The 24,488-nt window shown below is 67.7% G+C and carries 23 protein-coding genes and 2 pseudogenes; 9 read left to right on the top strand and 16 right to left on the bottom strand.

What is annotated here, in order from left to right; all coding sequences use genetic code 11:
* Positions 1 to 675 carry a pyrimidine reductase family protein gene (locus A5706_RS02500; protein WP_369831780.1) on the top strand — a complete coding sequence of 225 codons (675 nt, stop codon included), beginning with the start codon at positions 1 to 3 and terminating at the stop codon, positions 673 to 675.
* 8 nt (positions 676 to 683) lie between these two features.
* Here A5706_RS02500 and A5706_RS02495 read toward each other — a convergent pair whose 3' ends face one another.
* A complete protein-coding gene (locus A5706_RS02495) occupies positions 684 to 1,172 on the bottom strand; it encodes an SRPBCC family protein (RefSeq protein WP_068126703.1) in 489 nt (162 codons plus the stop codon).
* 282 nt (positions 1,173 to 1,454) lie between these two features.
* Here A5706_RS02495 and A5706_RS02490 point away from each other — a divergent pair, with 282 nt between their 5' ends.
* Both A5706_RS02490 and A5706_RS02485 read left to right on the top strand, forming a co-directional pair.
* Positions 1,455 to 1,751, top strand: coding sequence for a hypothetical protein (locus A5706_RS02490; protein ID WP_369831783.1), 297 nt, complete (start codon positions 1,455 to 1,457; stop codon positions 1,749 to 1,751).
* Positions 1,752 to 1,911: 160 nt separating this feature from the next.
* Complete coding sequence (locus A5706_RS02485) at positions 1,912 to 3,732, top strand: serine/threonine protein kinase PknE (protein ID WP_068126761.1); 1,821 nt, start codon at positions 1,912 to 1,914, stop codon at positions 3,730 to 3,732.
* 6 nt (positions 3,733 to 3,738) lie between these two features.
* Here the strand turns inward: A5706_RS02485 and A5706_RS02480 are convergent, their stop codons facing one another.
* Positions 3,739 to 4,131: a hypothetical protein gene (locus A5706_RS02480; RefSeq protein WP_068126701.1), complete on the bottom strand. Its 393-nt coding sequence runs from the start codon at positions 4,129 to 4,131 to the stop codon at positions 3,739 to 3,741.
* 117 nt (positions 4,132 to 4,248) lie between these two features.
* Between A5706_RS02480 and A5706_RS02475 the strand changes: the two genes are divergently transcribed.
* Positions 4,249 to 4,827 (top strand): hypothetical protein, encoded by a 579-nt coding sequence (locus A5706_RS02475; protein WP_068126699.1) that lies wholly within the window; start codon positions 4,249 to 4,251, stop codon positions 4,825 to 4,827.
* 21 nt (positions 4,828 to 4,848) lie between these two features.
* On the opposite strand, the gene A5706_RS02470 is transcribed toward A5706_RS02475, so the two are convergent.
* The 3 genes from A5706_RS02470 to csoR form a co-directional block, all read right to left on the bottom strand.
* On the bottom strand, positions 4,849 to 7,185 hold the full coding sequence (locus A5706_RS02470; protein WP_156766928.1) for a copper-translocating P-type ATPase: 2,337 nt from the start codon (positions 7,183 to 7,185) through the stop codon (positions 4,849 to 4,851).
* Between the two features lie 73 nt (positions 7,186 to 7,258).
* The gene (locus A5706_RS02465; RefSeq protein WP_156766927.1) at positions 7,259 to 7,534 is read right to left on the bottom strand and encodes a DUF1490 family protein; all 276 of its coding nucleotides are present in this window, start codon (positions 7,532 to 7,534) and stop codon (positions 7,259 to 7,261) included.
* A 55-nt stretch (positions 7,535 to 7,589) separates the two neighbouring features.
* The gene (gene csoR, locus A5706_RS02460; RefSeq protein WP_068126693.1) at positions 7,590 to 7,961 is read right to left on the bottom strand and encodes a copper-sensing transcriptional repressor CsoR; all 372 of its coding nucleotides are present in this window, start codon (positions 7,959 to 7,961) and stop codon (positions 7,590 to 7,592) included.
* A gap of 118 nt (positions 7,962 to 8,079) precedes the next feature.
* On the opposite strand from csoR, the gene A5706_RS02455 reads away from it, so the two are divergent.
* Positions 8,080 to 8,880 carry a DUF2182 domain-containing protein gene (locus tag A5706_RS02455; protein ID WP_082964153.1) on the top strand — a complete coding sequence of 267 codons (801 nt, stop codon included), beginning with the start codon at positions 8,080 to 8,082 and terminating at the stop codon, positions 8,878 to 8,880.
* Between the two features lie 31 nt (positions 8,881 to 8,911).
* Here the strand turns inward: A5706_RS02455 and A5706_RS32835 are convergent, their stop codons facing one another.
* Both A5706_RS32835 and A5706_RS02445 read right to left on the bottom strand, forming a co-directional pair.
* A complete protein-coding gene (locus tag A5706_RS32835) occupies positions 8,912 to 10,846 on the bottom strand; it encodes a serine/threonine-protein kinase (RefSeq protein WP_156766924.1) in 1,935 nt (644 codons plus the stop codon).
* A 215-nt stretch (positions 10,847 to 11,061) separates the two neighbouring features.
* Positions 11,062 to 13,239, bottom strand: coding sequence for a glutamine synthetase III (locus A5706_RS02445; protein ID WP_068126688.1), 2,178 nt, complete (start codon positions 13,237 to 13,239; stop codon positions 11,062 to 11,064).
* A 194-nt stretch (positions 13,240 to 13,433) separates the two neighbouring features.
* On the opposite strand from A5706_RS02445, the pseudogene A5706_RS02440 reads away from it, so the two are divergent.
* Positions 13,434 to 14,114: pseudogene (locus A5706_RS02440) on the top strand (DUF2293 domain-containing protein); the annotation flags it as partial.
* On the opposite strand, the gene A5706_RS02435 reads toward A5706_RS02440, so the two are convergent.
* From A5706_RS02435 to A5706_RS02410, 6 genes are all read right to left on the bottom strand, one after another.
* Complete coding sequence (locus tag A5706_RS02435; RefSeq protein ID WP_068126686.1) at positions 14,111 to 14,509, bottom strand: type II toxin-antitoxin system VapC family toxin; 399 nt, start codon at positions 14,507 to 14,509, stop codon at positions 14,111 to 14,113. The pseudogene A5706_RS02440 and the gene A5706_RS02435 sit on opposite strands and share 4 nt — an antisense overlap.
* Positions 14,509 to 14,763 (bottom strand): type II toxin-antitoxin system VapB family antitoxin, encoded by a 255-nt coding sequence (locus tag A5706_RS02430; protein ID WP_068126684.1) that lies wholly within the window; start codon positions 14,761 to 14,763, stop codon positions 14,509 to 14,511. Before A5706_RS02430 ends, A5706_RS02435 begins: the two co-directional genes overlap by 1 nt.
* 2 nt (positions 14,764 to 14,765) lie before the next feature.
* Positions 14,766 to 15,227 (bottom strand): hypothetical protein, encoded by a 462-nt coding sequence (locus tag A5706_RS02425; RefSeq protein ID WP_068126681.1) that lies wholly within the window; start codon positions 15,225 to 15,227, stop codon positions 14,766 to 14,768.
* 185 nt (positions 15,228 to 15,412) lie between these two features.
* On the bottom strand, positions 15,413 to 16,894 hold the full coding sequence (locus A5706_RS02420) for an MFS transporter (protein WP_068126679.1): 1,482 nt from the start codon (positions 16,892 to 16,894) through the stop codon (positions 15,413 to 15,415).
* A 53-nt stretch (positions 16,895 to 16,947) separates the two neighbouring features.
* Entirely contained in the window at positions 16,948 to 18,768 is a 1,821-nt protein-coding gene (gene ngg, locus A5706_RS02415) for an N-acetylglutaminylglutamine synthetase (RefSeq protein WP_068126677.1), read from the bottom strand.
* The gene (locus tag A5706_RS02410; RefSeq protein ID WP_068126675.1) at positions 18,765 to 20,570 is read right to left on the bottom strand and encodes an N-acetylglutaminylglutamine amidotransferase; all 1,806 of its coding nucleotides are present in this window, start codon (positions 20,568 to 20,570) and stop codon (positions 18,765 to 18,767) included. The genes ngg and A5706_RS02410 overlap by 4 nt, the downstream gene beginning before the upstream one ends.
* Positions 20,571 to 20,735: 165 nt before the next feature.
* On the opposite strand from A5706_RS02410, the gene A5706_RS02405 reads away from it, so the two are divergent.
* Positions 20,736 to 21,641 carry a phosphatidate cytidylyltransferase gene (locus tag A5706_RS02405; protein WP_068126673.1) on the top strand — a complete coding sequence of 302 codons (906 nt, stop codon included), beginning with the start codon at positions 20,736 to 20,738 and terminating at the stop codon, positions 21,639 to 21,641.
* Positions 21,642 to 21,736: 95 nt separating this feature from the next.
* Here A5706_RS02405 and A5706_RS02400 read toward each other — a convergent pair whose 3' ends face one another.
* Complete coding sequence (locus A5706_RS02400) at positions 21,737 to 22,372, bottom strand: lysophospholipid acyltransferase family protein (protein ID WP_068126671.1); 636 nt, start codon at positions 22,370 to 22,372, stop codon at positions 21,737 to 21,739.
* On the bottom strand, positions 22,369 to 23,235 hold the full coding sequence (locus tag A5706_RS02395; RefSeq protein WP_231984963.1) for a CDP-alcohol phosphatidyltransferase family protein: 867 nt from the start codon (positions 23,233 to 23,235) through the stop codon (positions 22,369 to 22,371). Before A5706_RS02395 ends, A5706_RS02400 begins: the two co-directional genes overlap by 4 nt.
* Positions 23,236 to 23,574: 339 nt before the next feature.
* Between A5706_RS02395 and A5706_RS02390 the strand changes: the two genes are divergently transcribed.
* Together A5706_RS02390 and A5706_RS02385 are read left to right on the top strand one after the other, a co-directional pair.
* Complete coding sequence (locus A5706_RS02390; protein WP_068126669.1) at positions 23,575 to 23,949, top strand: DUF732 domain-containing protein; 375 nt, start codon at positions 23,575 to 23,577, stop codon at positions 23,947 to 23,949.
* A 106-nt stretch (positions 23,950 to 24,055) separates the two neighbouring features.
* Positions 24,056 to 24,349: a DUF732 domain-containing protein gene (locus A5706_RS02385; protein ID WP_231984961.1), complete on the top strand. Its 294-nt coding sequence runs from the start codon at positions 24,056 to 24,058 to the stop codon at positions 24,347 to 24,349.
* A 14-nt stretch (positions 24,350 to 24,363) separates the two neighbouring features.
* Here the strand turns inward: A5706_RS02385 and A5706_RS32830 are convergent.
* A pseudogene (locus A5706_RS32830) lies at positions 24,364 to 24,488 on the bottom strand (sulfate ABC transporter ATP-binding protein); the annotation flags it as partial.

The following is a 24,488-nucleotide window of genomic DNA, read 5'->3' as shown; positions in this document are numbered from 1 at the left end:
GTGACGCCACGGGTGGGCGTCGTCGGCGACATCGCGGAACTCGCGTCGTTCTACGCCGATCCCCCACCGGGCGTGCGCGCCAACATGATCTTCAGCGCCGACGGTGCCGCGGCGTTCACCGGTCGAGCCGGCCCGCTGTCCTGTCCCGCCGATCAACGGCTGCTCAGGATCCTGCGCGGCTTCGCGGACGTGGTTCTGGTCGGCGCGGGGACGGCGCGCGCCGAGAACTACGGCCCGGTGCGGCTCGTCGACGCGCACCGGGGCGCCCCGCCGCCGATCGCCGTGATCACCCGCACGGGGAACCTGCCCGCCAGGCTGTTCAGCGATCCCGACCAGCCCCCGATCCTGGTGACCTGCGCGCGCTCGGCCGCCCGCCACGATGCGCGCCGGCGGATCCTGGTGGCCGGCGAGGACTCCGTCGATGTGGCGCGCGCCGTCGGCCTGCTGCGCGCCCAGGGCATGGACCGCGTCCTGTGTGAGGGCGGCCCGACCCTGCTCGACGAGCTGGTGGAGGCCGACGCCGTCACCGAAATCTGTGTGACGGTGGCGCCCAAGCTCGCCGGGAGCCAGCCCGTCGGCGCCCGGCGGCCCGCACGGCTGTCCGTGCCGGTCGAGATGCGGCTTGAGCATGCCTTGGCCTACGACGACTACGTGTTCCTGAAGTATCGCCGCTGAGCGGGCGGTCAGCCCCGGGAATAGCCTCGGCGGACCGTCCGGTCGAGAATGCCCAGGGTTGCCCGCAGCGCACCCTCGGAGAGCACCGGAAAAATCCCGGCGTCGCGCCACTGCGGGTCGATGTTCGACCAGTCGTAGAACGAGGTGACCACGGTGGACGCGCCGTCGTCGGCCGGCTCGAGCCGGTAGCCGTAGACGTGGCCGATCTGGGGGCGGATCTGGCCGAGAATCGTCCACGAAATTAGCCGGTCTTTCTCGAACTCCTTGATGTCGACCGTGACGTCGTATTTGCCGAGCTGCGGGTAGTCGTTGAGCGACTCCCGGTCCATGTGCACCACGAAGCTGTCGCCGACGCCCGTCACCGGGTCACCCTCGGCGTCCTGGAGCATGCCCGAGGAGTCGATGGACACGTGGCCCTGCGGGTCGCACAGCACCGCGAAGATGTCGGCGGCCGGGGCTCCGATGGTGCGGCGGGTCTCGATGCGTTCGTCGGTCATGGGTCCTCGCAGCCGGCGCAGACAGCTTGGTTTGCCTCGCCGGTTACTCTACGTCGTCGCGTCCGGTCGGCGTCAGTGCCGTCGCGATTGCTGGACGCTCGCTCGGCATGCAGCGACGCACTGTGCTTCCTATGATGAAAGCTTGGGGAAAATTTCATCGAATTGCCTGCGCGACACAATCTTCAGTCCATCGCCGTCCGACTTCTTCTCGCGGGCACAGAGAGGAGGTTGGCCGGCGACGTGAGCGACTCAAACGGCGAGGACGAATACCGCAACCTGGCGGTGAACCGGCTGCGGCCCAGCGAGCTGCAATGGGCGCTGAACAACGATTCCGTGCACGGGATCGCCTACGCGTTCCGCAACCCCGTCGCCGTCGCCGAGTCGATCGACGATCCGCAGGACGACCGCAAGACCTACCTGATCCGGGTCAGGCGTGACGATTTGGCTTCCGCCCTGGGAAAGATCAACGACTGGATCGTCAGAAATCCCGGCCCGGCGGGCATGCAGGCCTACGGCTTCGTCCGGGCGCTGTCACGGGAGGGGCTCAGCGAAAAGACCGGCGACGAGGAATGCCGGTGATCCCCGCCCACCCCGGAGTTCGTAGCCAGCCGACCGGGAATTAGCTGGCTTTCTGGCAATTCGGCGTGCCCCGCGGTTGCCCGAACCATTAGCCTTATGCCTGGCACGCCGCGCTTCGGTGTGGGTTTTGCGGCGCGTGGCGGCGGGTGAGGAGTCGGCGATGGGTGACACGACCGCGGATTCGCGGGAGGGCTCGCAGTTCGGGCCGTATCGGCTGCGGCGGCTGGTCGGCCGCGGCGGCATGGGCGACGTCTACGAGGCCGAGGACACGGTGCGGGAACGCATCGTGGCGCTCAAGCTGATGTCGCAGACGCTGTCCAGCGATCCGGTCTTCCGCTCGCGCATGCAGCGCGAGGCCCGCACCGCGGGGCGGCTGCAGGAACCGCACGTCGTGCCGATCCACGACTTCGGCGAGATCGACGGTCAGCTCTATGTGGACATGCGCCTGATCGACGGCAAGAACCTGGCCGCGACGCTGAGCCGTTTCGGGCCGCTGTCCCCGCCGCGGGCGGTGGCGATCGTGCGCCAGATCGGCTCGGCGCTCGACGCGGCGCACGCCGCCGGAGTGATGCATCGCGACGTGAAACCGGAGAACATCCTCGTCAGCGCAGACGATTTCGCGTACCTCGTGGATTTCGGCATCGCCAGCGCCACGTCCGACGAGAAGTTGACGACGTTCGGCACCACCGTGGGCACGGTCAAATACATGGCCCCGGAGCGGTTCAGCGATGGCGAGGTCACCTATCGGGCCGACATCTACGCGTTGGCCTGCGTCTTGTATGAGTGCCTGACGGGCACCCCGCCGTACACGGGAGACACGATCGGAGTGATGGGGGCCCACCTCAACCAGCCGATCCCACGCCCCAGCGCCGCGCGCCCGAGCATCCCGGTCGCTTTCGACGCCGTCATCGCCCGCGGCATGGCCAAGGATCCCGCGGCGCGCTACGCCACGTGTGGTGATCTGTCGGCGGCCGCGTATGCCGCGCTGGCCACGCCCGATCAGGATCGGGCCACCGACATTTTGGAGCGCAGTCAGGTGGCGAAGCTGCCCGCCGCGTTCGCCGGCCAGCAGCCCAGCGGTTTTGCCGCCGCCATGCCGCCGCCCGCAATGGCGAACCAGGCACCCCCTCAGGCACCCCGGTGGACCACCGGATCGGCTCCCGGGGCACCGATGCCGCAGCCGACGGGGTGGCCCGGCACTCCCACCTGGGGCACGGGCGACATGGGCAGCGTCGGCGCACCGCTCTGGGGACAGCCGCCCCAGAGCAGCCGCAAGCCCTGGCTGTGGATCGGCGTCGTCGTGGCGGTCGTGGTGGCCGTGGTGGTCGGGTTGGTCATCGTTGCCGCCCACCCGTGGCAGTCGTCGTCCCCGTCCGCCCGGTCCTCCACGCCGACGTCGGCGGCGCCTCCGCCGGACGCGGTGGAGCTCAAGGTGCTCGATGACGGTGTCTCCGTGGGCAGCTCGGCCGCACCGACGACGATCGACATTTTCAACGAGCCGATCTGCCCGCCGTGCGGCAGCTTCATCCGGTCGAACGCCGGTGACATCGACAGCGCCGTCAACAGCAAGAAGCTGGCGGTGCGCTATCACCTGCTCAACTTCCTCGACGACAAGTCGCACAGCAAGAATTACTCCTCTCGCGCGGTGGCGGCGACGTATTGTGTTGCGGCGCAGGATGATCCGAAGCTGTACATGAACTTCTACTCCGGTCTGTTCGCCAGCAACTTTCAGCCCGCCGAGGACGCCCCCGAGGACCGCACCGACGGCGAACTGGCCCAGCTGGCCAAGACCGTCGGCGTCGACGCCAGCGTGATCGATTGCATCAAGGGCGGCGACGACGTCGGCACCGGCAAGGCCAAGGCCGCCGCCGGGGACGCGACGCTCACCGGACTCAACGCCACCGGCACCCCGTTCGTGTGGGACGGCACCAGGTCGGTGAACTATCAGGATCCGACCTGGCTCACCAAGCTGCTCGGCTAGTTCGCGCTAGGAGTGCGGCGTGGAAGGCGCCGGAGCGGGCGTTTGTGAGGGGCCCATCATTCCGCCCGGCCCCATCATTCCGCCCGTCCCGCCCGGGCCCATCATTCCGCCCGTTCCGCCCGGGCCCATCATCCCGCCCATGCCGCCCATTCCGCCGCCCGAGCCCATCATGGGGCAACTGCCCTCGTGGCCGCCGTAATAGCCCCGGTGCCAGCCGGAGTGGGCGCCCAAGAGCAAGCCCCAGAAGAAAATCGACCCGACGACGAACACCACACCGGCGACGATGATTACCCACGCCGCGGCTTGGCCCAGGCGGCTGGGGCCGCCGAATCGGTTGTCGTAGCGGGGTTGCTCACTCACGGTGGTCGGTTCGATCGTGGATTCAGGTGTGTCCGTCATGCCTCGAAGGATTGCACACATATACCCCTCGGGGGTAGGGACTATTGGCCCTAGCATGGGGGCGGTGCGTCTGGTCAGCTTGGCGAAGCGGCTCCGGCTGGATGTGGAGGCTAGGACATGGTCAAATTCACCCGACGGGCGGGACTCGCCGCGCTCGGCGCGCTCGGCGCAGGCGGTCTGTTGGGCCTGCAGGCGGTCCGCCGCAGCGTGGTCGCGCCGCCGTCTATGGATCTTCGGCTCACCAACGGATGCGGCTTCATGGGTGCCGGTTCGGTGGACATGAGCCGATACATGGAAATGTTCATGCGGCACCGCGAAATCAGCCGCACAGTGGAAGAGATTCCCGGCGGCGTGCGCACCACCACCCAATCGAACGCACCGGAGCTCGCCGCGCAACTGCAGGCGCATGTTTCGAGCATGTACGCCCACCTCGATCAAGGGACGGAGGTCAGTTGCATGAGCCAGAGCCTGCCGACGCTGTTTCGCCACGCTAGCGGCTATCGCCGCCAATTCACCCTCTCCGCAACGGGTGTGGTCGTCGAGGAGACTTCCGAAGATCCTGCTCTCACCGACGCCATCCGCGCGCACGCGCGGGAGGTAACCGGGTTCGTCGAGCAGGGTATGCCCGCGATGATGCAGCAGATGATGGGCGGCTGCATGATGGGGCCCGGCGGCATGATGGGTCCACGTAGATAGTCGGCAGCAGAACGTATTACATCAAGCGGACGCGAGCGCGGGTCGACTGTGTGGTTCGGGCTGCCGGCGGGTGCCGGCGCCGACGCGGCGTAGCCGCAGCGAGTTCGTCACCACGCTGACCGAGGACAATCCCATCGCTGCGCCCGCGATGACCGGGCTCAGCAACCCGAGCGCGGCAAGGGGAATCGCGGCGGTGTTGTAGCCGAAGGCCCAGCCGAGGTTCTGATAGATCGTGCGGAGGGTCTGCCTCGACAGCTCGATCGCCTGCACGACGCCGTCGAGCCGGTCCGATATCAGGGTGATGTCCGAGGCCTCGATCGCGATGTCGGTTCCGGTGCCGATAGCAATGCCCAGATCGGCCTGCACAAGGGCGGGCGCGTCGTTGATGCCGTCGCCCACCATCGCGACCACATGGCCCCCTTCCTGCAGCAGCCGAACCGCGGATACCTTGTCTTCGGGCAACACCTCGGCCAGCACCCGGTCGATGCCGACCTCTTTCGCGATCGCGGCCGCGGTGCGCGCGTTGTCGCCGGTGATCATGGCCACCTGCAGCCCCATGGCCTGTAGCCGGCGCACCACGTCGACGGCGTCATCTTTGATCGTGTCAGCCACCGCGAGCACACCGACAACCTGACCGTCACGGCCAACGAATACCGCAGTGCGGCCGCGCTCTTCGAGTTCCGCTGCGACGGTGGCGAGGTGCTCGGGCAGCGTCAAACCATGATCCTCGATGAGCTTGCGCCTCCCGACGAGTACGGCCTGGCCATCGATTTGGGCCCGGACGCCGTGCCCGGCAAGGTTGGCGAATTCCGTTGCGGGCGGTATCTCCAACCCCCGCTCGAGCGCGCCCGCGACGATCGCCGCACCGATCGGATGCTCGGAACCCGACTCGGCCGCGGCCGCGATCCTGAGCACTGGATCCGGCTGGCGCCGCTTGCCGGGAATCACGTCCGTGAGTCGCATTTGGGCGCGGGTGAGGGTGCCGGTTTTGTCGAAGACCACGGTGTCGATCTTCCTGGACGCTTCGAGCACCTCGCCGCCCTTGACCAGGATTCCCAAGTCCGCGCCGCGACCCGTGCCGACCGTGATCGCCGTAGGGGTGGCCAGGCCGAGCGCACACGGACATGCCGTGATCAGCACCGCGATCGCAGCGGTCATGCCGCCCAACGGGTTTCCTGCGAACAGCGTCCACCCGGCAAACGTCGCGACCGCAACAGCGACGACGGCCGGCACGAACACTGCCGAAACCCGGTCGACCATCCGCTGTACCGGAGCCTTGCCGCCCTGCGCCTGCTCAACCAGACGCACGATCTGGGCCAGCGCGGTGTCGGCCCCGACAGCGGTGGCGCGCACGGTCAACAGGCCGTCGACGTTGACCGTTGCTCCCGCAACCCGGTCGCCCACCGTTTTCTCGACCGGCACAGACTCGCCGGTCAGCATCGCTTCGTCGACGGCCGCGCGCCCGTCGACGATCTCACCGTCGACGGGGATCTTCTCCCCGGGCCGCACCCGTACGAGGTCGCCGACTTGCACGAGATCGACTGAGACGAGCAGCTCCTGGCCGTCGACGAGCAGGCAGGCCTCCTTGGCGCCCATCTCCAGCAGCTTGCTGATCGCCTCCGACGCCTTGCCGGTGGCCCTGGCCTCGAAATAGCGGCCCAACACCACGGATGCGCTGATCAATGCCGCGGTGTCGAAGTACACGGGTCCGCCGGTGAACAACTGATAGATCGAGTAACCGAAGGCGGTCATGGTGCCCAGCGTGATCAGCGTGTCCATGTTCGCGCTCAACGCACGCGCCTGCTGCACCGCCCCCTTGAGAATCGGCCAGCCAGAGACGAATTGGACCGGTACGGTCGCGGCGAAGGCCACCCACCTCGCCCACGAGTACGCGGGGAAAAACGTCATCACGCCGAATGACACCAGCCCCAGCGGCACGGCAAGCCAGACGCGCCGCAGCCACTTTCGCTGCTGTTGTCTGCTGTCCTCGCCCGGCGACGCATGGCACGACGAGACCGGTCCCTGGCCACAGCCGCCACTTGCCACCGGCTTGTCGTCCGACGCACCAGCCAAGAAACGACGGATGCCGCCGGTAATCGTGCGAACCACACCGGGATTGGCGGCGTCCGCCGAATATGGGGCACGCGCGGGCACCAATTCGACCGGGATCTGCTCGGCATCGGCAATCGCCGACAAGACCGCCGCGGTGTCGCAGTCCTCGCGCGAATACAAGACCACCACCGACGCCGTCCGCGGATAGGCGTACACCGCGCGCACGCCGGCCACCTTGCCGACCATGTCCTCGATCGCTACGGCGCGCACCGCGTCGAAGCGAAATCCGCTGGCGTGCACGCGCATCCGGCCCGCGGCGTCGGACAGGACTCTGAGTGCGACGTCGGGGTCGCACAGAGTATCAGTGGCCATCGCCGCGCTAGTCCGTCACCGCAACGGGCGAGACGTCCTCTCCGAGGCGCTCTTTGGCCTCGGCGATCACATCGGCCGCCGTCAGTCGAGCCCGTTCCGCACCCTCGCCGGCCTTGCGCTCGGCCTCCCGGGCGACCCGCATGCCCCAGGCGGTGACGGTTACGGTCGCGGCGCGCAGCGGAAACTTCGCCACCGCCTTGCGTGTCGCCCCGTACGCGGCGACCCCGACCGCACCAGTCACCACGGTGGGGACCGCTTTGGCCACGAATCCATGCAACGCGATCATCTCGAACGTTCCCTTTCTGTCGTCGCCCCGTCACCGAGGTGCGTGTACTTCGTCATCTCGGGCCCGCCGTCGTCGCCGGAGCCTCATTCGTTGGTTCACCCACCGCGGCGCCGCCCAGGTGCGCCTGCGGGCCGGTCAATGCCGGCGTGAACTTGAGCGCGTCGACCAGCTCGTCGATCGCGGCTTGCCCGCGCCCGTCCAGCACCGCCGTCGAAAAGCAGGTCTCCAGGTGGTTGTGCAGCATCACCCGATTCGCCCGCTCCAACGAGGACTGCACCGCCGAGATCTGCTTCATCACGTCCACGCAGTACGCGTCGGACTCCACCATCCGGATGATCCCGTCAAGGTGACCCCGAACCGTCTTCAACCGGTTCAGCGCCGCGTGCTTTTTCGCTGTCAGTTCCTGTTCCCCGCAACGTTGCATAGGGAAAGCATACGCCACCCCTCCCGGGGTGGGGTAGCCTTCCCGATCTAGCGGCGTTTTCTCGCCGCGCGCGATGCGTGTCGTCCTCCTATGCTTGCGCCAACCGAAGGGAGTGGAAGTGGACAACGGCCAAGAAAGTGGCTGGTCGTGGACCGATGTGTGGCTGCCGGCGATGCTGCTGGGCCTGGCGGGCATCGGCTGGTGGTGGTCGGTGATCAGCGCCGGCCGCATGCGCGGCGACGGGATGTCGACGGGCGCTCAGATGTCGTCGGGCGACCAGATGTCAATGGGCGACCAGATGTCGATGGGTGCCCAGTCCACGATGCCGTTGGCGGCGTTCCTCATCGCGTGGGTGGCGATGATGGCGGCGATGATGTTGCCCGCAGTCCTGCCGCTTGTTCGCCGTTACGCCGGCGCCGGGAATGCCGCCTCGCCGCTCATATTCGTCGTCGCATACCTGGCCGTATGGACCGCGGTCGGGATACCCGCATTTATTGCGTCGACCCGCCTCAACCCGGTGCTACACACATGGCCGTGGGTCGGCCACGTTGCCGGTGCGGCAGCGGTTGTCGCGGGGCTGCATCAGCTGACGCCGCTCAAGGCGACGTGTCTACGGCATTCCCGCTGGCCCGCAACGATTTCCCCGGGTTCGGCCGGAGAACTCAACAGTCCGGCCGGATCGCTTATTGCCGGCGGTCGCTACGGTATCTATTGCGTTGGTTCGTGTTGGTTGCTGATGGTGGTGCTGATCGCTTTCGGCACAATGCAACTGGCGTGGATGCTGGCCATCGCCGTGGTGATCTGGCTGGAAAAGGTTACGCCCTTCGGTGACCAACTCAGACGTGTGACGGCCGCGATGCTTCTGGTGCTCGGTGTGGCACTACTGGTACACCCCGCGCTAGTCAGCCATCTCGTGTGACGACAACGGCAATCCGTGCTACCCCGGGGGCCTAATCGCCGGTGCGCGCGAACTTTGCGTCGACGTCCGTGCTGCCGCAGTTGGTCCCGCCGGAATTCGTCACGTCCTCGTGACCGTGCCCGGTGAGCAACGCGATGGGGTCCTGTGCGGGCTGGGGCATCGGGAAATGCGCGACGATCCGTACGTGCGCCGTGCCGCCCTTCGAGCAGCGGCCGTCGAACTCGCGGTCGTAGATCCATTCCCCGCCGCCGAATACCAACGCCATGGCGGAAGCCGGGGGTGCGTGAAAAAAGCTCATGCATCGGTCGCCGGTGCGCAGGCAGTCCGTGCGGACGACGTAGTCCTGCTGCCCTTTGAAACCGGTCGGTGTGACATCCGATTCGTGGTAGTGGCCGCGCAGCGCCTCGGCCGGCGAAACCACCCGCGGCGGCAGCGCATTCGGGTCGGCCACGCTGCCGAGGTCGATGTCTCCCGTGCGGGTGAACGTCACGCTACGTTTGTTGGCGCAGCCCTTGCCCATGATCTCGGTCGCCTCCCCGGCGAGCGTGCCGTCGGGACGCGGTTGCAGCGTGAAGGTTTCCCAGATCTCGCCTTCGGCGTTGCCACCGCCGCACGTGCTCGAACCGGCGGTCACCGCCCGCCAGGTTCCGTCGACCTGATCGAACACGGTCGTCGGCACCTGCATGGTCTCGCCGGTAAGGCGCGTCGCGGTCGCCACGCAACCGGTGGGACGGCACGCCGAACTGACAGCCCAGGTTTCACCTGACGGCGCGGCGCCCGGGGGCGGCATGCCTTCGATGCTGGTGATCCGGGCGAAGTCGGCCCGGTAGACGCCCGTGAAGGGACCCGTGTTCGGCGGCGGTGCCTTGGGCCCGGGGCTGGCCGTGGGCGCCGCGGGGTGCGCCGGCTTGCTGGGCTGGGTGAGCTTCTCGGAGGCGAAGACACCGCCGGCGATCAGCAGCGCGACGCCCACCAGGGCGGGGATCAGTGCGGCCGGGCGCCGGCTCAACCGTTTCCAGCCGGCCGGTTTCGGCCGCAGCGGGACGGTGGGCGCGGCGACCCCGAAAGAAGGCTGGGTGATTTCGTTGTCGGGGCGGGCGGGGATCTCGCCGGCGTATGCGAAGCTCGGCAGCGGCCGGCCGCCGAGGTGGGCCGCGAACTCCCCGCAGCTGGCGAACCGGCCGGACGGCTCCTTGGCCATCGCGGTGGCGAACACCGGATCCAGCTGGGCCAGCTCCGGTCGCTGCGCACCGATCGACGGCGGCGGGGCGTTGACGTGCTGGCTGATCACCACGGCGGGATTGGAGTCGACATAAGGTTGCGCACCGGTCAGCAGGTGAAATGCGGTGCAGGCCAGGGCGTATTGGTCGGCGCGCCCGTCGATCGACTCGCCCTTGAGCTGTTCGGGCGCCGCGTAGGCCGCGGTACCGACCGTCATGTTCGTCGCGGTCAGCCCGGTCGCGTCATCGATGCGGCGGGCGATGCCGAAATCGGCCAGGAACACCCGCCGCGCCTGCCCGTCGGGTTCGGCCAACAGGATGTTGGCCGGCTTGACGTCGCGGTGCAGCAAGCCGCGATGGTGCGCGTAGTCCAGCGCCTCTGCGACGGCGGTGATGATCGGCACCACCTCGTCGAGCGGCATTCCGCCGGGATAGTTTTCGCGCAACAGCCGGCCCACATCGGTGCCGGGCACATAGGCCATCGAGATCCAGAAATGGCCGTCCTGTTCGCCGCGGTCGTGAACCCTCACGATGTGCGGATGTGATAGCCCCGCCGCCAGGTCGGCCTCGCGCACAAATCGGGCCCGAAACTCGGCGTCGGCGGTCAAGTCAGGCGGCAGCACCTTGAGCGCGTCCTCGCGCGGCAAGCGTGGGTGCGCCGCCAAATACACCTGACCCATGCCGCCCGAACCCAGCAGTCGCAGGATCGTATATCCGGCGAATACCTGGCCGGCCTCGAGCGACATGGCCGAATCGTAAGTCTTGTCTTCGCGGCTTTGCGGCACTTTCTGTCCCTTTCCGGTCTGTTACGGGCACGGCCCGTCAGCGGAAAGGTTGCGGCACAGCACTTGGCAGAAGTTGGCGAGTTTCTTGCGAAATTCTTGCGCGCGCGGATCGTCGGGCGTGGGGGCCGCGGATCACCGCCGCTGGCGCGGCCGGCCCCCACACCCGACGATGTCTATCACAGGATGTAGAGCATCTCCTGGTAGGTGGGAAGCGGCCACAGGTCGTCGGCTACAACGCTTTCCAGCGTGTCGGCGGCCGCGCGGACCGCCGCCATGGCAGGCAGCAGCTCCTTCTGCGCGTGCGTAGCCTCGGCCAGCGCCGTCTCCGCCGAGTGGTCGGACAGCGCCGACTTCAGCGTCGCCAGGCCCTCTTGCAGCTCGGCGATCGGGGTCGAAACCGCTTCCAGCGCAACCGTGCTCGCTTCGACGCCGGCCTTCTTCAGCGTCGCGACGTTCTGGGCGAGCTCGGTCTGGTACCGGATGGCGGCCGGCAGGATCACGGTCGTACCGAGTTCCAGCGCCAGTTTCGCCTCGACCGCGATGGTCAGGGCGTACTGCTCCAACCGGACCTCATAGCGGCTGTGCAGCTCGCGCTCGTTGAACACCCCGTACTTCTCGAAGAGTTCAACCGACTCCGGCTTGATCAGCTCCGGAATGGCGTCGAGCGACGTCTTGAGATTCGGCAGACCGCGCGCGGCCGCCTCGATCTGCCATTTCTCCGAATACCCGTCGCCGTTGTACACGACCGCACCGTGCTCGGTGATGATATCGGTGAGCAGCCGCTGAACGGCATGGTCGAAGTCCTCGCCGTCGGCGACGGCCTTCTCCAGCACCGTCGCCATGTAGTCGAGCGAGTCCGCCATGATCGTGTTGAGGACGATCAGCGGCACGGCCACCGTCTGCCCGGAGCCTGGCGCACGGAACTCGAACCGGTTGCCGGTGAACGCGAACGGGCTGGTCCGGTTGCGGTCGCCCGGGTCGGTCGGCAGTGGTGGGAGCGTGTCGACGCCGATGTGCATGACGCCCTTGCCCTTTGACGACGTCGCCGCGCCCTTGGCGATCTGCTCGAACACGTCGGCAAGCTGCTCGCCGAGGAAGATCGAGATGATCGCGGGCGGCGCCTCGTTGGCGCCCAGGCGGTGGTCATTGGTGGCCGATGCCACCGACACCCGCAGCAGCCCGGAGAACTTGTGCACGGCACGGATCACCGCGGCGCAGAACACCAGGAACTGTGCGTTCTCGTGCGGGGTGTCGCCCGGAACCAGCAGCGAGCCCAGCTCGGAGTTGCCCATCGAGAAGTTGACGTGCTTGCCCGACCCGTTGACGCCGGCGAACGGCTTCTCGTGGAACAGACACTCCATGCCGTGCTTCTTCGCGATCGTCTTGAAGATCGTCATCAGCAGCTGCTGGTGGTCGGAGGCGATGTTGGCCCGCTCGAACATCGGCGCGATCTCGAACTGGCCGGGGGCCACCTCGTTGTGCCGGGTCTTGGCCGGGATGCCGAGCTTGAACAGCTCCCGCTCGGTGTCCATCATGAAGCCCAACACCCGCTCGGGCACCGCGCCGAAGTAGTGGTCGTCGAACTCCTGGCCCTTGGGCGGCTTGGCGCCGAACAGGGTGCGCCCGGCGTTGACGAGGTCCGGGCGCGCCAGGAAGAAGTGCCGGTCGACCAGGAAGTACTCCTGCTCCGGGCCGCAGAACGAGACGACGTGGTTGAGGTCCTTGTGGCCGAACAGCTTCAGGACACGCTCGGCGTGTTTGCCCATCGCCTGCTGACTGCGCAGCAGCGGCGTCTTGTAGTCCAAGGCTTCGCCGGTCATCGAGACGAACACCGTCGGGATGCACAGCGTGTTGCCGTTCGGGTTCTCCAGGATGTAGGCGGGGCTGGTCACGTCCCAGCCGGTGTAGCCGCGCGCCTCGAACGTGCTGCGCAGGCCGCCCGACGGGAAGCTCGACGCGTCCGGCTCACCCTGGATGAGGGTCTTGCCGGCGAACTCGGCCAGCGTCTGGCCGTCGGAGATGGGCTCCAGGAAGCTGTCATGCTTCTCGGCGGTGAGCCCGGTCATCGGGTAGAAGACGTGCGCGTAGTGGGTGGCACCTTTTTCCAGCGCCCAGTCCTTCATCGCCACGGCGACCGTATCCGCCACCGCGGGGTCGAGCTTGGTGCCCTTCTCGATGGTCGCGACGATGGACTTGTACACCGACTTGGGCAGACGGGCCTGCATCTCGGCCTTGGTGAAGACGTTCGAGCCGAAGACCGCGCCGGGCTCTTCGCCAGGTACGAAACTGATGGCTGGGGGGACATACGCCTCGACGTTGTTGATCGCCTGCAGGCGGACCGCGTTTCCGCTCAATTTAGTTCCTATCGCTGAGGGGGGCCCACGATTTCCTGTGCCGGACAGTGGACCGCCCCACAGTAGGAACGTTCGATGGCAAACTTGTTACGCCGATGTCAACGGCGGGTCCGCAATGGTTTCGATCATGAGACGCGGCCTCCGGCGCTACCCAACACGCCCGAATGCGAGAAGGCCCTACGATTAAGCGGCACAACCGGTCACCGGATCTTCTGGTGATCTGACCCGTGAAGAAGTGGACCTGCACTTCCTGTGGGGGCAGCGGCGGCTTCCTAAAAATCGATGACGGCAATCCGCTGTGCCTTGATTGCGCCGACCTCGGTCACCTGGTCTTCCTGCCTTCCGGTGACGCGGCGCTGACCAGGCGGGCGAAGAAAAACAGTGGCCTTTCGGCGGTGGTTGTCCGGTGGAGCCGTACGCGTAATCGCTATGAGCGCCAAGGGATCCTGGCTGAGGCGGACGCGCTCGAACGCGCTGAACAGGAATGCCTGTCGGATGCCGAGGCGCGCTCACGCCGCCGAGAGCGGGACCAGGCACGGCGCGCATCGGAGTATTTAGAGTTTCAGGCCGAGTTCGCCACCGCGATCCGCGAGCTGTTCCCTGGTTGTCGCCCCGCCCGGGCCGACGACATCGCGCGGCACGCAGCGATGCGCGGTAGCGGTCGAGTCGGTCGAAGCGCCGCCGCGCGTGCATTCGACGCCGACGCCGTCTACCTCGCAGTCGCGGCATCCGTCCGACACCTCGACACCAACTACGACCAGCTGTTGATGTCGGGCGTCGACCGTGCGATAGCCCGAGATCGGGTGCGCCAACGCGTCGAGGACGTATTGAACGCTTGGCGCGAAGAAATCGCGACGCCCGATCTGGCCGATTAGCTGTCGGCGAGCGCCACTCGAATGTCGGTGTGGGCGAAATCGTCGCCCTTGAAGAGGAGGGGCTGGCCGCTGATCTTGGCAAGGGCATAGGAGAAGCAGTCGCCATAGTTGAGGCCCGCGCGGTGGTGCCCCTTGCCATATCTGCGGTAGGCGACTCGGGCGGCATCGGCCTGATCGACGTCGACGCCGACAATGTCAACGCCCGCCCGATGCAACCACAGATCCAATTCGCGGCCGCCCGGTTCACCGAATCGCACCTCGATCACGATTGCCGTCTCCAGGTACGAGGCCGCCGACATGAGCCGGACGGGGTCTGCTTCGACAACCGCCTCGAACCGTTCGGCCTCAGGCTCATCCGTGAGCATCGCAACCAGCGCGGAAGTGTCGATCACCATCAGGCGGGTAAACCGTCCTCGTCGAAGCCGAGGATCTCATCCGCACTTCGGTTGTCATGGACCGGCAACGCCGCGCAACGACGGCGGATCGCGGCCAGCTCTTCACGCAGGGGCACGGACCTCGTGCGCCCGGTTTCGCGCGCGAGTCGTTCCCGCAAGGCCACGACGACCGCTTCCGTCAAGCTCTCGCCCGTCCGAGCCGCGAGTTCCCTGGCGAGCCGATCCGCCTCAGGATCCTTGATGCTCAACGCCATGTCTAGATTCTATATCGTTTTCTATATTCTCGCCGCCGCGCCCTGAAAGGCCGCCTCGCCCGGCCGAAAGGGGGACCCTGCAGGCGCGCGATCCGCAGGGTGCCGACGATCAACACCGCCGCCAACGGCAATTCCACCACCCCGGCGATGAGCGCCGACAGAAAAAGGTCGCCGGCTTCGGCGGTCAACACGTCGAACCAGGCGTCGCACACGAGCAGCACCCCGGTCGTGAACGCAAACAGCGTCAGCAGTCGGTGCTGCAGGAAACCGAGCACCGCGGTGGCGACCATGAACGCGAGTAACAAGATGTCGAAGCCGACCCAGGTGGCCTGCCAATGCTGCGCGGTGTAGTCCTGCGGCAAGGTGAGGGCTAGGTAGACGGTCCACGGGATCAACGTGATCGCCGCGCACAACGCCAGCCATGCGCGGATCCGGCGGATCTGGAGCACGCGCCGCGACCGCATCACCCGGGAATCATCCCGTGACCGGTGCCTGCGTTGCTACGTGTCGAGAATCTCTGCGCCAAGTGTCGTAGTGAATTCTGGGTTTTCAGCGTGAAGTTATGGCGGCGTCTTGGCGATTCTGCCGCCGTGGGCTCCCACGCAACGCCCACGACTCACACTCAACGCCCCAAGCGTCCGAGGCCCGGCTAGTGCTGGGTCGGCGCTTCTTCCTCGCGCTCAGCGTCGGCCACCGTCAAGGGCAACGCCAGCTCTTCGAGCGGGCGCCGTTCGGCCGCGACGCCCAGCCACAGCTCGATCAGGCCCGCGACCGCCATCACCGCCGCGCCGATGAGGAACGACCAAACAACCTGACCCCGCTCTCCGGAGTTGATCAGCTGGCCGAACAGCAGCGGGCCGGTGATGCCGCCGATCGCCGTTCCCACCGCGTAGAAGAACGCGATCGCCAGCGCCCGGGTCTCCATCGGGAAGATCTCGCTCACCGTCAGATACGCGGCGCTCGCGCCCGCCGACGCCAGGAAGAACGCCACCGCCAGGACGGCGATGAATGTCCAGGCGCCGCCCGTCTGCGTGACGAACAAAATCGCGAGGACGACGGCCACCACGGCGGACCCGATGTAGGTCGCCGCGATCATCGGTTTACGACCGACGGTGTCGAACAGGTGGCCCAACGCAAGCGGTCCGACGAAATTGCTTACCGCCCACAGGATGAAGAACACCGGCACCTTGCCGGACGGCACCCCGTAGAACCCGCTCAACAGCGTGCCCAGGTTGAACGTGACCCCGTTGTAGAGGAACGCCTGCCCGATGAACAGCGCCAGCCCGAGCACCGCGCGGCGCGGATACAGTGTGAACGCCACCCTCGCGATCTCCCGGAACGGGATCGCTTCGCGCTGACGAACTTTGAGGGGCCGGCCCGCCGGTTCTGGCAGCGCTTTGTCGCTCCCCCGCCGCACCTCTTCTTCGATTTCGCCGACCACCCGCTCGGCCTCCTGCGCACGCCCGTGGATGAACAACCACCGCGGGCTCTCCGGGACGTTGCGCCGGACCAGCAGGACGAAGATGCCGAAGATGGCGCCGAGGCCGAAGGCGAGCCGCCAGCCAATGTTCGGTGCGAAGTTCGACGTGTCGAGCAGGACCAGCGCCCCGGCCGCCCCGGCGGCCGAGCCAAGCCAGTAGGTCCCGTTGATCACCAGGTCCACCCGACCGCGCACCCGAGCGGGGATCAATTCGTCGATCGCCGAATTGATCGCGGCGTATTCGCCGCCTATGCCCGAGCCGGTGAAGAAGCGGGCGATGAAGAAATACCAAGGCGCAAAGGCGAATGCGGTCGCGACGGTGGCGGTCAAATACACCACGAGCGTGAGGATGAACAGGTTCCGCCGGCCGAACCGGTCGGTCAGGTGACCGAAGACCAGTGCGCCCAGGCAGGCCCCGGCGATGTAGAACGCGGCCGCCACGCCGATCTGCGCGGGGGTGAGACCGATGCCGCTGCCCTTCTCGGTGAGGCGAGACGACACGTTGCCGACCATGGTGACCTCGAGCCCGTCGAGAACCCAGACACCGCCGAGCCCGATGACGACACGCCAGTGAAACCGCGACCAGGGCAGCCGGTCCAGCCGCGCCGGGATGTGGGTGGTGATGGTTCCGGTTTGCACGCCCGCGCTCATGTGACTCCTATCTGCGTGCGCAGAGCATTACCCAAACAAGGCCTGTCGCAAGCTCAATCCCGGTCGGCGCGTGACTCCTCCGGAGTCCAGGCCGGCGGCTGGCCCGGTTGACCGGGGAACAGGTAGTCGATGAACGCCGCCGCCGTGGGCTGGGGTTCGTGGTTGGCCAACCCCGGTCGCTCGTTGGCTTCGATGAACGCGTAGTCGGCCCCGGTGACGTCGGGCACCAGCAGGTCGATGCCCGTCACCGGAATCCCGATCGCCTCGGCCGCCGCCACCGCGACGCGACACAGTTCCGGGTTCACCTGGGCGGTGACATCGTGGATCGTCCCGCCCTGATGCAGGTTGGCGGTGCGGCGGACGCGCAGCCGATTCCCCTGCGGCAGTACGTCGTCCAACTTCCAGCCGGCCTCGGCCAAGGTCGCCTCGGTGATGTCGTCGATCGGGATCTTCGACTCGCCCCCGGTGGCCGCGGAACGCCGGCGGCTCTCGGCCGCGATCAGGTCTCGCACGGTGTGGTCGCCGGTTCCGATGATCTCCGGCGGCTTGCGCAGCGCGGCGGCCACGACCCGGCCGTTGATCACCACCAGGCGGAGGTCGTCGCCGTCGACGCGCTCCTCGATGAGCACCTCCGGGTAGTGCTGGCGCGCCCGGGCCACCGCCGCAGCGAGCTCGTCGGGCCCCTTCTCGGCCACCACCCCCACGGTGATGCCCTTGCCTTGCTCTCCGCGGGTGGGTTTCACGACGACCTCGCCGACCTCCTGCAGGAACGCGAAGTCGCTGTCGTCGAAGGTGGCCAGACGCGCACGCGGGACGGTGATGCCCGCCTCGGAGACCAGACGTCGCGTCAATCGCTTGTCGTCGCAACGGCACATCGCGATCGCCGAGGTGAACTCGGACAGCGATTCCCGGGTGATCACGCTGCGACCGCCGTGCGTGAGCCGCATCTCGCCGGTCTCGGCGTCCAGGACCTCGACCCAGATTCCGCGGCGCATCGCCTCGTCGGCGATGATCCGCGCGTAGGGGTTGAGATCCTCGACCGTCTCCGGGGGCGGGGTGAACAGCGGCTCGTTGATCGCGTTCTTCCGCTTGATCGCCAACACTGGAACGCGGACGAAGCCGAGTTTCTCGTAAAGACCGATGGCCGCGGCATTGTCGTGCGCCACCGACAGATCCATGTAGGCCCGTCCCGCGCGCCGGAAGTGATCGGCCACCGCCCGGGTCAGCGCCTCACCCACCCCGGGAAGCGCCGCGGCGGGATCGACGGCCAGCGTCCAAAGGCTCGACCCCTCCTCGGGATCGGAGAACAGCAACTTGTGGTCGACGCCGGTCACGGTGCCCACCACCGCATCGTCGTCGTCACGCACGGCGAGCAGGTAGGTCACCGCCTCTTGGTGCAGGTGGTTGTCCCAGATCGTCTCGATCGGCGCGGGCACCATGCCGCAGCGCACGAACACGCGGTTCATGGCGTCGGCGTCGTCCGGGTTGTTCAGGGTGCGCACCGTCATGCCGACCGGCGACGGCGCCAGGTTCTCCTCGTCCGGGTGCCCGGTGAAGCGCAGCCGATAGGTGTGGCTGGGGTCGATGAAGAGCTCGGTCGGCGCCCCGGCGACCACGACGTGGGACTCGCGCGCGTAGATGCAGATGTCGCGCCGCCCGGCGACCTCGCGGCGCAGCGTCTCGGCCAACGTCTCGGCGTCGGCGAACGTCTGACCGAAAATCAGTCTGCCCCAACCCATTTCGAGCTCGACATCCTTGGCCATCGCGTCGACGAGCTCGGGTGGGGAGGCGTCGTGCAGGCCCATGGTGATGGCCTCGGTGTGATCCTCGGCGTGATCGTGCGAGTGATCCTCGGAGGGGTCGACGGCGGTCATGCGGCCGGACCCGTCACGCCGTGGCGCTGCAACCACAGCTCCAGGAGGGCGATCTGCCAAAGCTCATTGCCGCGCAACGGTGTGAGCTTGCCGTTCGGGTCGGCCAGCAGGGCGTCGACCGCTTCGGAGTTGAACAGCCCGCGCTCCTTGGCCACCGGCGCGTAGAGGGCGTCGCGAACCATTTCCAGGTAGGGCCCTTCAAGGTGAGTCAACGCGGGAACCGGGAAGTACCCCTTGGGCCGGTCGATGACCTCCGATGGGATCACCCGTCGCGCAGCCTGTTTGAGGACGCCCTTGCCGTCGTGGGCGATCTTCAGCTCCGGGGGGCAGGTCGCCGCCAGCTCGACCAGCTCATGGTCGAGGAACGGAACCCGGCCCTCCAACCCCCAGGCCATCGTCATGTTGTCCACCCGTTTCACCGGGTCGTCCACCAGCATCACGGTCGTATCCAGCCGCAGGGCGCGGTCGATGCCGGTTTCGGCGCCCGCGCGAGCGAAGTGTTCGGAAACGAAGCGCTGGCTGGGATCGCCCGGCGCGAGGTTGCCCGCCCCCAGCAGACCCGCCAGCTCGGCCGAATCGCGATCGAAGAAGGCGCCGCGGTACTCGGCGACCGCCCCCTCCAGCGTCGCCGCCGCCGGGGAACCCATCGGCGGGTACCAGTGGTAGCCGGCGAACACCTCGTCGGCGCCCTGACCCGACTGCACGACCTTCACGTGGCGCGCGACCTCTTGGCTCAGCAGGTAGAACGCGACGCAGTCGTGGCTGACCATCGGCTCGCTCATCGCGCCGATCGCCCCGTCGAGCGCGGGCAGCATCCGGTCGGTCCCGATGCGGATCTGGTGGTGGTCGGTGTCGAAGCGCCGGGCGATGATGTCCGACCACCGGAACTCGTCGCCCTCGACGCCGCCCGCCGACTCGAAGCCGATCGAGAACGTGGACAGCCCGTGCTGGCCCGCCTCGGCGAGCAGACCCACGATCAGGCTGGAATCGACACCGCCGGACAGCAGGCAGCCGACGGGGACGTCGGCGACCAGCCGGCGCTCGACCGCGACCCGCAACGCGGACAGCACCGCATCCTCCCAGTCGCGTTCCGACCAGTCGGAGCGATCGGCGCGCCTGGTGAAGTCCGGCGTCCAGTAGGTGGTGGTGCTGCGCCGGCCGTCGGGCTCGATGGCGACCACCGACGCGGGAGGGATTTTGCGCACGCCGCGCAGAATCGTCAGCGGCGGCGGCACCACGGAGTGGAACGTCATGTAGTGGTGCAGCGCAACGGGATCGATGCGGGTGTCCACCCCACCGCCGGCGAGCAGCGCGGGCAGCGTCGACGCGAACCGGACGCGATGACCGTCCTCGGTGAGGTACAGCGGTTTGATGCCGAGCCGGTCCCGGCCGAGCAACACCCGACCGCTGTCGCGCTCGACGATGACGAAGGCGAACATTCCGTACAGGTGGCTGACGAAATCGTCGCCCCAGTGGTGGTAGGCCTTGAGCAGGACCTCGGTGTCGCTGTGCGAGAAAAACCGGTACCCGTGGTCGCTCAGCTCGCGCCGCAGCTCCTTGTAGTTGTAGATGCAGCCGTTCCAGGCGACTGCCAGGCCCAGCTCCGAATCGACCATCGGCTGGGCGCCCGCTTCGGTCAGATCGATGATCTTGAGGCGACGATGGCCGAGAGCAACCCGGCCTTGTGACCAGGTCCCCGCCGCGTCCGGCCCCCTGGGCGCCAGGACGGCAGCCATTGCTGACACCGCCGCTACGTCGGGAACCCGGCCATCGAGTCGAACTTCACCGGTGAGTCCACACACTCGTTTCACCCTACCGCGAGCCGATCCGAGGGGGCCAGCGCAGCCGTGCGGCAGGTAGCCGACGCCGGGCCCGATGACGCGATTTCATTTCCCCGATCGGCCCCGACCACTTATCGTTTCCTGGACCACAGTTTGCTGGGAGGCTGATGTGGACGGGCCACGCTGATGCTGGTCGACTACTACCTGCGGATCCTGCATCTGGATCGGCGATTGCCGCTGAACTTCGACGCGGGTCCGCTGCACGTGCACCTGTACGCGCGATCCGTGTTCTTCCTGTGGGTCACCGTCGTGATCCTGGTGGTCGCCGGCGTCGTGGTGCTCGCGTCGCGCCGGCGTGAGCTGATCCGGCGGTGGACCACGTGGGTGATGATCGCACCGGTGGTCGGCATCCCCATCTGGATAGGCCGGGGCACCACCGCCACCCTGGCGGCTGCGCTGGCCGTCGTCGCGGTGTTCGAGTACGCGCGCCTGGTGAAACTCGGCAAGGCCGACACGTATCTGCTGCTGGCGCTGGCCGTGTTGTATCCGCTTGCGGCGTGGCTGCATCCGCCGCTGCTGCGCCTCGCGCCGATAATCGTGCTGGCGTGCGCGCTGCCCTCGGTATTCAGCGGCGACGTCGAAAACGGCGGCAGGCGAACCACTTTCACCGCGTTCGGTTCGGTGTGGATCTGCTGGTCTCTGGCGCACCTGGTGACGTTGTGGTCCGACGCGTACCTGGTGTGCTTCGCGGCCGCGGCCACCGACGTCGCGGCCTGGTGCGGCGGAAAAGGACTGCGCTTCTTCGGATGGGCGCGAAAGCCGTTGTCCCCGTTGAGCCCCAACAAGACGGTCGGCGGGCTGGTCGGTGCGGTCATCGGGGCGTTTCTGGTGCTGACGTTGCTGGGCACGATGACCCTCGGCCTGCTGGTGGCGGTGGCCTTCGGCGGCGTGCTCGGCGATCTCGTCGAATCGATGGTGAAGCGGCAGGCCCAGGTCAAGGACGCGGGCACATGGCTCCCAGGCTTCGGCGGGCTGCTCGACCGGATCGACTCGCTGTTGCTGGTCCTCCCACTGGCCTATCTGCTCGGTTGAGCAGCGTCAGGCGGCGTGCGACCGCGCACCGAACGTGCACTCACTGCGAGAAATATTCGAGAAATTCACGCTGAATGCACGCTCGGCGCGGCGATTCAGGCGGCGTGCGCCAACGGACGGCTCTTGACCGCGGCGTCTCCCCGCAAGGCCATGACCTGCTCGCGTAGCTGCGGCGCGGACGTGCCGGCCGGGTCGACGGGCTCGCCGATGCGCACCTGCATCGGCGCGTGGGAGATGAAGCTCGCGCCCTTCGGCAGCACCTCGGCGGTCCCGAGCACCGCAACGGGGACGATCGGCACGCCGCAGTCGCGCGCCAACCGGACCGCGCCGGAACGGAATTCGGCGATGTTGCCGTCCGTCGACCGGGTGCCCTCGGGGTAGATGACGACGGTGCGTCCGGCTTCGAGCGCGGGGCGGGCCGCGGCCAGCAGCTGGGCGTAGGTGTCCTTGCCGGACCGCCGCACCGGCAGGATCCCGATCAACGAGGACGCCACGAAGCGGCGCACCGGGACGTCGAACCAGTAGTCGGCCGCCGCGGCAAACACCGGCTGGGCGCCGGCGGGCAGCGCCGCCAGCAGCACGGCGGTGTCGGCGTGCGAGGAGTGGTTGGCCACCACCACGCAGCCACCCTGCACCGGCCAGCGGCCGGTCACGGTCAGCCCGCCGGACACGGCGCACACCGCCCGCCAGAGCCGGTGCCGCAGCACGCTGCTGATCCTGGTCGCGGTCATGACGCCAGCACCGCCAATTCCTGCGTGCCCTGCGCGGCCGGGCCGTCCTGACGCTTCGCCGCCAGCTCACGGTGGGCGGCCCGTAGCCGCAGCACCGTGGTGATCAGCGAGCCGTTCACCAGCTGGGTCGCCACCACCGGCAGGATGACCGGGAAGGCGGTGGCCAAGAAAACGAAGAGGCAGCGCTCGGTCTTGCCGAGCGGACCCCCGTTGCGCCGGGGCGCGCCGGCGGCGGCTCCGGCCAACGAGGCGAAGGTGGGCAATGTCGCGGCCAGCGCGGCGACCAGCACCATGATCACCGGCCAGGACAGCCAATGCAGCCCGGGGCCGCGCTGCCGCGCCGCCCACACCGCGAGCCCCGCGAAGGTCAACAGGTCCGAGGCGCGGTCGCCGATCTCGTTGACGACGAATCCCCACGGCCGGCTGACCCCGCGGGCGCGGGCGACCGCGCCGTCGAGGTTCGCCCCGGCCAGCCGCAGCGCCAGGAAGAGCGCCGTCAGGGGCCACCAGCCCAGTGCGACCGTCGCTCCGGCCACACCCGCCGCCAGCACCCCGGCGACGGTGAAGACGTCCGGCGAGATGTTCCGTCGCACCGCGACGTTCACGATCGGCGTCAGCCGGCGCGTGTACCACGGCTTGAGCGCGTAGAGGCCCTGCCATTTCCGCGCCGCCTTGGCGGGCAACGGGGTCACGGCGGGGGCGACGGCCTTGATCCGGGGAAGCGTGGCCGTCTCTGCCACCGCGAGGGCGCGCGATCCCGACGCGTAGCAGCCGCGGTGGGCGATGCGGGGCTCGCTCACGGGGGTCAGCGTGCTGATGCCGCGCATGCGCTGGGTGGGCGCGTTGTCGAGGTCGGTGCTCACCGGGTTTTCCTCTCTGGTGGGTGGTCTGTAGTTGTGTGCAAGTTGACCCGTCCAGCGCCGCTACCGGTCCCAAGATCGGGACCGCAGCGACCCGGTCGGCCGCTCGCATTCCTTTGAGCCACCGCTCCCCCGCGGTCGGACACTTTTCTTGCGAACTTTCCTTGCGGGCCGGTCGCCGTGACCGGCAACGCATACGTTGCTGCCCGGCGCTTGCCGCTTCGTCGCGAAGTTCTTGCGGAATTCTTGCGGCCGCTCGACGAGAGGAATGTCTAGATTTCGGTTACCGTTCAACCAAGTCGTTCTTGACTCGAAGCCGATTCACCCGTTTAGGGGGAGGCCATGACCCAGACGAACGCGGGGGCCGCGAAGTGGTCGATCGCCTGCGGGGTCCTGTTGTCCGCGGCCGCGTTACTGGGTGCGGCGCCGGCATCGGCGGAGCCGATTGACGACGCGTTCGTCGCGGCCCTCGCGAAAAACGGGATCTCGATGTCCGACCGCGGCACCGCGGTTTCGATGGGGCATACGGTGTGCGCCGGGTTCGACAAGGGCGAGGCGTCAACCGCGGTGGCGATGGGGATCGTGAAGGACACCCCGCTTTCGCCGAAGCAGGCCGGCTACTTCGTCGGCCTTTCGGTGGCTGCCTACTGCCCGCAGTACCGGGGCAAGACCGACAACTCGATGAACTGGATGGTGCCGTTCCCGCCGATGATGTGAGCGTTGCCCTTGCCTCAACGGTTATTTTTGAACCGAAGCAAATTCGCCCGCACCAAGAGGAACAGTGGCCCATACAAACATGGGTTCTGGAAAGTGGTCGGCGTCAGTGGTGGTCCTGCTTTCCGCCGCGGCGCCGCTCTTCGCCGCGCCGGCATCGGCCGACCAAAACGATGACGCGTTCATCGCCGCCCTTGCGAGCCAGGGGATCCCGATTTCCGATAACAACGTCGCCATCGGGATGGCCAGGAACATGTGTGCCCTACTCGACCAGGGCACGACGCGGCCCCTGCTGGTGATGAAGCTGATGAAGGATGCGAATCTCTCGGCGAAACAGGCCGGCTTCTTCCTGGGGCTGTCGTCGTCCGCGTACTGCCCGCAATACCGGACGACCACCGGGTAAGGCAGGCGTGCTCGTCAGGCCGAGCCGACTCCCGCCTGATCCTCCGTCACCTCGCTGGCGATGGGCGGCACGCGGGTGGCGCGCACGTAGACGGTGTCGCCGTCGCGCAGGGCCAGGGCCTCGGCGTCGCCGCGGGTGA

Origin of the sequence: Mycobacterium sp. E796, assembly GCF_001672815.1 — a bacterium.
Taxonomy (GTDB): domain Bacteria; phylum Actinomycetota; class Actinomycetes; order Mycobacteriales; family Mycobacteriaceae; genus Mycobacterium.
The sequence above is the reverse complement of the archived record's forward strand: the minus strand, read 5'-3'. Positions and strand labels throughout refer to the sequence as shown.

Excerpts from the sequence above, each read along its gene's own strand:
- A5706_RS02405 (WP_068126673.1), top strand. The coding sequence starts at position 20,736 with ATGCTGGTCGACTACTACCTGCGGATCCTGCATCTGGATCGGCGATTG.
- A5706_RS32835 (WP_156766924.1), bottom strand. The coding sequence starts at position 10,846 with ATGTCGCTCGAGGCCGGCCAGGTATTCGCCGGATATACGATCCTGCGA.
- A5706_RS02485 (WP_068126761.1), top strand. The coding sequence starts at position 1,912 with ATGGGTGACACGACCGCGGATTCGCGGGAGGGCTCGCAGTTCGGGCCG.
- A5706_RS02420 (WP_068126679.1), bottom strand. The coding sequence starts at position 16,894 with ATGAGCGCGGGCGTGCAAACCGGAACCATCACCACCCACATCCCGGCG.
- A5706_RS02470 (WP_156766928.1), bottom strand. The coding sequence starts at position 7,185 with ATGCGCGTGCACGCCAGCGGATTTCGCTTCGACGCGGTGCGCGCCGTA.
- A5706_RS02495 (WP_068126703.1), bottom strand. The coding sequence starts at position 1,172 with ATGACCGACGAACGCATCGAGACCCGCCGCACCATCGGAGCCCCGGCC.
- ngg (WP_068126677.1), bottom strand. The coding sequence starts at position 18,768 with ATGACCGCCGTCGACCCCTCCGAGGATCACTCGCACGATCACGCCGAG.
- A5706_RS02430 (WP_068126684.1), bottom strand. The coding sequence starts at position 14,763 with ATGGCGTTGAGCATCAAGGATCCTGAGGCGGATCGGCTCGCCAGGGAA.
- csoR (WP_068126693.1), bottom strand. The coding sequence starts at position 7,961 with ATGCAACGTTGCGGGGAACAGGAACTGACAGCGAAAAAGCACGCGGCG.
- A5706_RS02425 (WP_068126681.1), bottom strand. The coding sequence starts at position 15,227 with ATGCGGTCGCGGCGCGTGCTCCAGATCCGCCGGATCCGCGCATGGCTG.
- A5706_RS02480 (WP_068126701.1), bottom strand. The coding sequence starts at position 4,131 with ATGACGGACACACCTGAATCCACGATCGAACCGACCACCGTGAGTGAG.
- A5706_RS02390 (WP_068126669.1), top strand. The coding sequence starts at position 23,575 with ATGACCCAGACGAACGCGGGGGCCGCGAAGTGGTCGATCGCCTGCGGG.
- A5706_RS02435 (WP_068126686.1), bottom strand. The coding sequence starts at position 14,509 with ATGGTGATCGACACTTCCGCGCTGGTTGCGATGCTCACGGATGAGCCT.
- A5706_RS02400 (WP_068126671.1), bottom strand. The coding sequence starts at position 22,372 with ATGACCGCGACCAGGATCAGCAGCGTGCTGCGGCACCGGCTCTGGCGG.
- A5706_RS02475 (WP_068126699.1), top strand. The coding sequence starts at position 4,249 with ATGGTCAAATTCACCCGACGGGCGGGACTCGCCGCGCTCGGCGCGCTC.